Raw genomic sequence first — 6,266 nt, forward strand, 5'->3', positions numbered from 1 at the left:
AGGCGCACAACGCGCAGAACCGCACCCTGTTGGTGCAGCTCGACGAGGCGTTCTGCCGGGCCGAGGCCGACGACACTGTTCGGGTGGTGATCCTGGCCGCACGCGGAAAGAACTTCTCGGCCGGCCACGATCTGGGATCGGAAGCGGCACTGGCCGAACGCCAGCCGGGCCCGGCGCAACACCCGACCTTCCGGTCGCACGGCGCCACCCGGGGATCGGTGGCGGAGAAGACCTACTTGCAGGAGTGGCACTTTTACTTCCAGAACACCTGCCGGTGGCGGGAGCTGCGCAAGATCACCATCGCCCAGGTGCAGGGCAACGCCATCTCGGCTGGCCTGATGCTGGTCTGGGCTTGCGATTTGATTGTGGCCGCCGACAACGCGAAATTTTCCGACGTGGTCGGTGTGCGGCTGGGCATGCCCGGAGTGGAATACTATGCGCACCCTTGGGAATTCGGCCCGCGCAAAACCAAAGAGCTGCTGTTGACCGGTGATTCCATCGACGCGGACGAGGCTTACCGGCTGGGTATGGTGTCCAAGGTGTTCCCGCGCGACGAGTTGGCGGACAAAACCCTGGAGTTCGCCCGGCGCATCGCGCAACTCCCCACGATGGCAGCGTTGCTGATCAAGGATTCGGTGAATGCCGCCACCGACGCGATGGGCTTCGCCGAGGCGCTGCGGCACGGCTTCCACGTCCATCAGCTGGGGCACGCGCACTGGGCGAGCCATAACGAGAACAAGTACCCGGTGGCGCTGCCGCCCGAGGTCGAGGACTGGCGTACGGCGAAACCGACGCGATTGGCCAGCCGCGACACACCGTAGCCGACCCGCGGGCACGATGGGAAACGACATGAAGCGCCTTGGTGACCGTAGGATCCTGGTGACCGGCGCCGCGTCCGGGATCGGGCAGGCCACCGCGTTGCGACTGCTGGACGAGGGTGCGGTGGTGGTCGCCGCGGATGTCAACGCGGCGGGGTTGGCCGAGACCCGGGCTGCGGGGTCAGCAGACCGGCTGACGACGTTAGAGATCGACGTCGGCGACGAACAGTCGGTGGTCGACGGGGTCCGGTCGGCTGTCGAAACGCTGGGCGGGTTGGACTGCCTGGTCAACGCCGCCGGCATGCTGCGCGCGGCGCACACCCACGACATGAGCCTGCAGCTGTGGAACCAGATCATCGGCGTCAACCTCACCGGCACCTTCCTGATGGTCCGGGAGGCACTGCCGGCGCTGCTAGCGAACGCCAGCAGCGCGGTCGTGAACTTCAGCTCGACCTCGGCGGCGTTCGCGCACCCTTACATGGCTGCCTACGCCGCCAGCAAGGGCGGGATCCAGTCCTTCACCCATGCGCTGGCGCTGGAGTACGGCAAACAGGGTTTACGTGCCGTTTCGGTGGCGCCGGGCAGCATCAAATCGGGGATCACCGACGCGACCGCCGGCTATCTGCCGCCCGACTCCGACTGGTCGCTGCTGGCCGGGCTCTCGCCCATCCTGCCCACCACATTGAAATCCAGCGGTGCCCCGATGGCTGACCCCGCGGCGGTGGCCGGCGTGGTCGCGATGCTGGTCTCCGACGACGGCGCGTTCATCACCGGGACCGAGATCCGTGTCGACGGCGGCACGCACGCGTGACCGGCGAATGGGGAGCCACATGTCGTCAGAGCTGAGCTACGAAGGGACCCTCCGGGAGGTCGCCACCGAGCCGGGGGTGCTGCGTTACCACGATGCCGGTGACGGTCCTCCGTTGCTGATGCTGCACGGTTCCGGGGCCGGTGTGACGGGGTGGCGCAACTTCCGTGGCGTGCTGGCTGCGTTCGCCGAGCATTTCCGTTGCCTGATACCGGAATTCCCCGGCTTCGGGGTCAGCGACGACTTCGGGGGCCACCCGATGCTGACGGCATTCGATGCGCTGGCCCGGTTCGTCGACGCGTTGCAACTGGATACCGTCGACATCGTCGGCAACTCGATGGGCGGCGGTGTCGGGGTCAACTTCGCCATCGGCCGGCCGGAGAAGGTCCGTCGATTGGTGACGATCGGCGGTATAGGCATGAACCTGTTGAGCCCGGAGCCGACGGAGGGCATCCGGCTGTTGCAGGAGTTCACCGAGAACCCCACTCGCGACCGGTTGGTCCAGTGGCTGCACTCGATGGTGTATGACCCCGCGGTAGTGACCGAGGAGCTCATCGAGGAGCGCTGGCAGGCGGCCACCGATCCCGAGACGCTGGCCAGCGCACGGCGGATGTACGGCAAAGAGGCCTTCGCTGCGATGGTCGCGGCGATGTGGTCCGCCAAGCGGCCGCCACCTTGGGCAATGCTGCACCGGGTCGCGGCGCCGACGTTAATCACCTGGGGCCGCGACGACCGGGTGAGCCCGCTGGACATGGCGCTGATCCCGATGCGAGCGATTCCGAACGCCGAGTTTCACGTGTTTCCCAACTGCGGGCACTGGACGATGGTCGAGGCGAAGGACGCCTTCGAAAGCGTGGTCTTGGGCTTCCTGCTGCGCGACTGAGCCGCCGATCACCTCGGATCAACGACTCAGCAGGCAAGTCAACGTGATTGGTCTGTAGGCAGCAGCCTGAACGCTGATCCCCATAAGGGCCGGATGGCGCGAAAGTGCTCGTCGACGCTGAGTAGATCGACGCTACGATAGCGTGCCGCAATCACTGCCACCGAAGCGTCCGCGATCCCGACGCGCATGTCCGCATAGGTGTTCACGACATCGACTGCCGACTCCATGTCCTCGTCGTCGAAACCCACCAGCCGGTAGACCCTGTCAATCACCTCTGTCAGGAACATCGACTCAGCACGTCCACCCAGCCGTTTGGACACGAGGTAGTCGGTCTCGGCCAGGATCAGCGGTGACAGCAAAAGCGGGCCATCGTATTCGTCGATCGCTCGATGCGCAGCGTCGTGGTAGCTATCCGAGGAGTCCAGCAACGCATACAGCCCACCGGTGTCCAGGACGATCACTCACCGAACCCCTCGGCGAGGATTTCGTCTACCTGTTGAGAGGTGTCCGGGTGTCCGCTGGCGCCAAGGGGTCGCGGCCGGCGTGGAGGCCGATCATCATCGACGACCAAGCGCTCCACGGCAGCACGGATCAACGCAGCGCGCGAGCGACCACGTCGCCTGGACATCTCGATGAGCCGACGTTCGGTGACATCGTCGAGGTAGATGGTCGTTTTTTTCACAGTGCCACACTACCGTGTATATGGCATGCCAGCTATCTGGTGAAGTATACCGCCCGGGAATCGTCACATGAAGCACGCAAGGAACCGACAAGCGCCAGTGCCTGCGGTGTCGAGACGCGAATTCGTCAAATACGGTCTGGGCACGACGGCACTACTGGGCTTGGGGGCAATGGCTGGGGGTCTTGGTGCGCAGCGGGCAGCAGCAGCCAACATCAGGCTGATCGATTTCGCGGATCGGTTGGTCCCGCCGGATGCGATCACATCGGCGGGCTTTGACGGCGCGCTGGTGTACGTGGCCGAGTCACGGCCAGGTGCGAACTTCGATTTCAAACCCGTCACCCGCGAGTACACGGATGCGCTGCGCGCGACGGGGCTGACCATCGTCAGCTGCTACCAATACGGAAAACCCGGCTGGCCTGCCTCGCCGTCGGACTACACCCGCGGGTACGACGGCGGCGCGGCAGACGCCCGGACGGCGCTGCGGCTCCACGCCGCAGCCGGGGGTCCCGATTCGGCGCCGATCTTCTTCAGCATCGATGAGGATATCGACCTCGACACCTGGAAAAACGTTGCTGTGGAGTGGGTTCGGGGAATCAACTCGGTACTGGGCGTCGGCCGCACCGGAATTTATGGCCATAACCGGGTGTGCGCGTGGGCGATCGGCGACGACGTGATCGGACACTCAACCACTGTGGGCCACCGGTGGGCATGGCAGACGATGGGGTGGTCCCATGGCGAGCGCGAACCTGCAGCCGTGCTGTATCAGTCGGTGATCGTCGACGCGACTCACCCCGGTGTCGTCCTGGACGGGGTGCACGTCGATGTGGACGACGCCCTCGCGGCTGATTACGGGCAGTGGGGTTTGCCTCGGTAGCGCAGCGGTCGGCTACGCCGGCCGGAGGATCGCGACGAGGAAGTCGGAGTCATCGGTGAACGGGCGAAGATCCCAGGTGGACAGCAGCAGATCGGGCACGAGCCCGGCATCTGCCGCGTCGTCGAAGAACTCGGCGAAGTCGTAGCCGCGGCCGGTGCCGAACCCGATCACCGCCCGGCCACCGTCCCCGAGGTGGGCACGCACCCGGTCCAGCACCTGGACTCGTGTGCTCGGGGCGAGAAATGTCATAACGTTTCCGGCCAGCAGAGCTACGTCGAACGGCTCGGCGATGCCGCGCGCGGGCAAGTCGAGCTCAGCGAGGTCGCCGACCAGCCAGCGTGGCCCGGGATGATCCTGTTCGGCTGCCTCGATGAGCGCCGGATCGACGTCGACACCGACAACGTGGTGACCAGCCGCGGTCAGAAAGCCGCCCAACCGGCCGGGGCCGCAGCCGGCATCGAGGATGTGGGCGCCGCGGGGCACCATCGCGTCGACGAAGCGAGCCTCGCCAGCCAGATCCTTGCCGGCGCGCGCCATGGAACGGAAGCGCTCGATGTACCAGTGCGAATGCCCGGGATCTCGCGCAACCTTCTGCATCCAGATGCTCTGCTCGGCCATACGAGCATTGTCGCAGGAGATGACCTGGGTCGGCTGGCGCGTGGGTGACCGATGCTGCTTGCTTCCGAAGCGCACCTCACGACCGTCTGTCAGGTTTCGGTGATGGGTCGGGTGCGAGGCTGCCGTCGGGGGCGATGTGGGCGAAGATCTGCTGGACCAGTGTGAGGACGTGCGGGTCATCGACGGTGTAGATGTGGCGCCGGCTTTCTCGGCGTGCGCTGATGAGGCCGGCGAGGCGCAGCTTGGCGAGGTGCTGGCTCATGGTGGCCACCCCGACGCCGGCCCGGTCGGCCAGGGTGGTCACGTCGTGCACGTCTTGGGCGGCCAGCCATAGCACGTGCAGCCGCGTCGGGTTGCCAAGCAACGCGAATGTGGCTGCAGCTGACGTGAGCTGCGGACCGGTAGGTTCGGTGTGGGCAATGGCCGGATTGGTGGTTTCGGCTGGCCGTTGTTGTGGTTTTGCCATGTCTGCGTCCATTCTGACGCACCTCCAACGAGCGGATTCGACCAACCGAAATATTTCAACATTTGCGAATATGACGAAATGGCTGGCACGATGGTGAGCGGTCCGAACGGAGGTCCAACGCCCGATCGGCGTGCGGGTGAGATGCGGGCGAGAAAGGCAGAGGCCCTCGTGGTGCATATCGCGCTGCTGATCGCCTGCGCGGTGGCGATTTATCTGTCGTGCGAGTGGTTCGTCAATGCCGTGGAATGGCTGGGCCACCGGCTCAACGTCAAGACGATGGCGGTGGGCACCATCCTGGCCGCGTTTGGCACAGCGTTGCCGGAATCGGTGGTCACGCTGGTCGCCGTCACCACCGGACCGACCGCTCAGATCCGCAACATCGGGGTGGGCGCCGCGATGGGCGGTCCGCTGGTACTGGCGACCGTCGCCTACGGGGTGACCGGGGTGATGCTGCTGGCCCGGCGCCGCACCGGTGGCCACGAACTGCTCATCAGCGGCGTCAGCGGCGTCAGCGGCGTCAGCGGCGCAGACCTCGAGCGCGCCATGTCAGAGTGCGACGCGCGCCGCGGCGCCGTGTTGGCCGATTCCCCGCAAGCGGCACACCTGGCCAATGATCAGTGCTGGTTTATGGCGGTGTTCGTGGTCAAAGTTGCTCTAGGTTTGGTGGCGTTCACGGTCAAGCCGTGGCTGGGGTTGCTATTTTTCGCCGTCTACGCCGTCTATTTTTGGCGGCAACTGCGCGGCGGACACCCGCCAGATCCCGACGACGAGGAGCAGCTGGCGCCACTCAAGCTGCAGCCGCGCGCCGCGGGACCGACCACCGCGGCGGTGGCCGCGCAAACTGTGGGCGCGTTGGTGGTCATCTTTGCGTCCTCGCAGCTGTTCGTGCGCCAGCTTGATGCCATCAGCCCGAGGCTCGGATTGTCCGGGGCCGTCACCGCATTGCTGCTGTCGCCGATTGCCACTGAGTTGCCCGAGATCATGAACGCGACCATCTGGGTGCGTCACGGCAAAACCCAACTGGCCCTGGCCAATATCTCCGGGGCGATGATGATCCAGGCAACCGTGCCCAGCGGCCTGGGTCTGCTGTTCACCGACTGGCGCTTCGACCACGCCC

The 6,266-nt window shown here is 65.7% G+C and carries 9 protein-coding genes; 5 read left to right on the forward strand and 4 right to left on the reverse strand.

What is annotated here, in order from left to right; all coding sequences use genetic code 11:
• The 3 genes from AC2VOP_RS08190 to AC2VOP_RS08200 all read left to right on the forward strand — a co-directional run.
• Positions 1–821: enoyl-CoA hydratase (locus tag AC2VOP_RS08190; protein ID WP_486960500.1), on the forward strand; the 821-nt coding region annotated here is incomplete at its 5' end.
• Between the two features lie 28 nt (positions 822–849).
• Positions 850–1,629, forward strand: coding sequence for an SDR family NAD(P)-dependent oxidoreductase (locus AC2VOP_RS08195; RefSeq protein ID WP_486960501.1), 780 nt, complete (start codon positions 850–852; stop codon positions 1,627–1,629).
• Between the two features lie 19 nt (positions 1,630–1,648).
• On the forward strand, positions 1,649–2,509 hold the full coding sequence (locus AC2VOP_RS08200) for an alpha/beta fold hydrolase (RefSeq protein WP_486960502.1): 861 nt from the start codon (positions 1,649–1,651) through the stop codon (positions 2,507–2,509).
• A gap of 38 nt (positions 2,510–2,547) precedes the next feature.
• On the opposite strand, the gene AC2VOP_RS08205 is transcribed toward AC2VOP_RS08200, so the two are convergent.
• Entirely contained in the window at positions 2,548–2,970 is a 423-nt protein-coding gene (locus AC2VOP_RS08205; RefSeq protein ID WP_486960503.1) for a type II toxin-antitoxin system VapC family toxin, read from the reverse strand.
• Positions 2,967–3,191: a ribbon-helix-helix protein, CopG family gene (locus AC2VOP_RS08210; protein ID WP_486960504.1), complete on the reverse strand. Its 225-nt coding sequence runs from the start codon at positions 3,189–3,191 to the stop codon at positions 2,967–2,969. The genes AC2VOP_RS08205 and AC2VOP_RS08210 overlap by 4 nt, the downstream gene beginning before the upstream one ends.
• A gap of 67 nt (positions 3,192–3,258) precedes the next feature.
• Here AC2VOP_RS08210 and AC2VOP_RS08215 point away from each other — a divergent pair, with 67 nt between their 5' ends.
• A complete protein-coding gene (locus AC2VOP_RS08215) occupies positions 3,259–4,065 on the forward strand; it encodes a DUF1906 domain-containing protein (RefSeq protein WP_486960505.1) in 807 nt (268 codons plus the stop codon).
• A gap of 12 nt (positions 4,066–4,077) precedes the next feature.
• Here the strand turns inward: AC2VOP_RS08215 and AC2VOP_RS08220 are convergent, their stop codons facing one another.
• Both AC2VOP_RS08220 and AC2VOP_RS08225 read right to left on the reverse strand, forming a co-directional pair.
• Positions 4,078–4,683: a class I SAM-dependent methyltransferase gene (locus AC2VOP_RS08220; protein ID WP_486960506.1), complete on the reverse strand. Its 606-nt coding sequence runs from the start codon at positions 4,681–4,683 to the stop codon at positions 4,078–4,080.
• Positions 4,684–4,759: 76 nt separating this feature from the next.
• Entirely contained in the window at positions 4,760–5,149 is a 390-nt protein-coding gene (locus AC2VOP_RS08225; RefSeq protein WP_486960507.1) for an ArsR/SmtB family transcription factor, read from the reverse strand.
• A gap of 168 nt (positions 5,150–5,317) precedes the next feature.
• Between AC2VOP_RS08225 and AC2VOP_RS08230 the strand changes: the two genes are divergently transcribed.
• Positions 5,318–6,266 (forward strand): sodium:calcium antiporter (locus tag AC2VOP_RS08230; RefSeq protein ID WP_486960508.1); only part of this gene is annotated, 949 nt, incomplete at its 3' end.

The sequence above is a fragment of the Mycobacterium sp. TH-M106 genome (assembly GCF_057473765.1).

Coding starts and splice junctions, on each gene's coding strand:
- AC2VOP_RS08200 (WP_486960502.1), top strand. CDS start 1,649: ATGTCGTCAGAGCTGAGCTACGAAGGGACCCTCCGGGAGGTCGCCACC.
- AC2VOP_RS08195 (WP_486960501.1), top strand. CDS start 850: ATGAAGCGCCTTGGTGACCGTAGGATCCTGGTGACCGGCGCCGCGTCC.
- AC2VOP_RS08215 (WP_486960505.1), top strand. CDS start 3,259: ATGAAGCACGCAAGGAACCGACAAGCGCCAGTGCCTGCGGTGTCGAGA.
- AC2VOP_RS08220 (WP_486960506.1), bottom strand. CDS start 4,683: ATGGCCGAGCAGAGCATCTGGATGCAGAAGGTTGCGCGAGATCCCGGG.
- AC2VOP_RS08225 (WP_486960507.1), bottom strand. CDS start 5,149: ATGGCAAAACCACAACAACGGCCAGCCGAAACCACCAATCCGGCCATT.